Genomic DNA, 933 nt, shown 5'->3' on the forward strand with positions numbered 1-933 from the left:
AAGAGGTGCCAGCAGCGTCCAGAAGATGGTCCAACTCTTCGACGTCGCCCCTATCGACAGCCGCTGCCCGCGCGTCACATCCCCCACCGCCCCTTCTCACCTTTGGGGATGGGACGCAGCAAGGCACCACAAGGTTCATCGACGATGGCAGCGCGAGAACTGAGCCGCCCAGCGCCCGACCGCCGTCCCTCACCGTTTCCGCGCACACGGCTAGCGCGGGTCGGCGAGTCTGCCGGCGCTTAGCACTCCGGCGATGTCGGGTTGGGGCGACGCGCCATGCGCTGGTGGAGGCGGCGGCCGTCTCCTCCGAGGAAGGCCGGAGTCGGCGGGCTACCTGGGGCACCTGTTCGGCGAACGTCCGCTGCGTGCACACGCGGTTGTCGCAGAAGGCTGTTTGAGGCTCAGCCCGCCCAGAATCTCCCGCTAGCCTCAATGCGACCTCCAGGGCCTGGCCGGGGTGGCCGGTGCCCGGCAGCGCACGTCATCTAGTTCTGCTGGCGTCAGCGGCCGGTGGATGGCAGCAGGGCCATGAGTGCGGCGGCAGCCGCCGTGACGGCCGTCAGGATGAGGAAGCCCGGCGGGGCGTGCCCGGCTCTATCTCCGATCGAAATGAGGTCCGCCCCCGCGTGGAGGGTCACTCCGGCGCCACCGATTGCGACCAGCCAGCGTCCGGCCGTCTTCCGCAGGAACAGCAGCAGCGTGCCCGTGGCGAGTATGAGGGCCTCGACCACGCTCATCGTCACGCGTACTGCTGCCTCGCCGCTCGTCAGAGCACCGAAGTCGACGGCCTGGACCGTCCCGAAGGGGATGACCGGGACCGTCAGAAGGCACAGCATCGCCATCGCGATCGTGGTGCTTGCGGTTCTGGCAGCAGGCCGCTCCAGTGCTCCCGCAGGACGGCCTACGCCCGTTTCGTCTGCTGGCACCAGCGGC

Annotated in this window: 1 protein-coding gene; it reads right to left on the reverse strand. The window is 69.1% G+C overall.

Annotated features, from left to right (window positions below):
- Positions 1–500: 500 nt before the first annotated feature.
- Positions 501–933: hypothetical protein (locus ETD96_RS44120; RefSeq protein ID WP_205719776.1), on the reverse strand; the 433-nt coding region annotated here is incomplete at its 5' end.

It is taken from the genome of Actinomadura geliboluensis (assembly GCF_005889745.1).
Lineage (GTDB): Bacteria > Actinomycetota > Actinomycetes > Streptosporangiales > Streptosporangiaceae > Spirillospora > Spirillospora geliboluensis.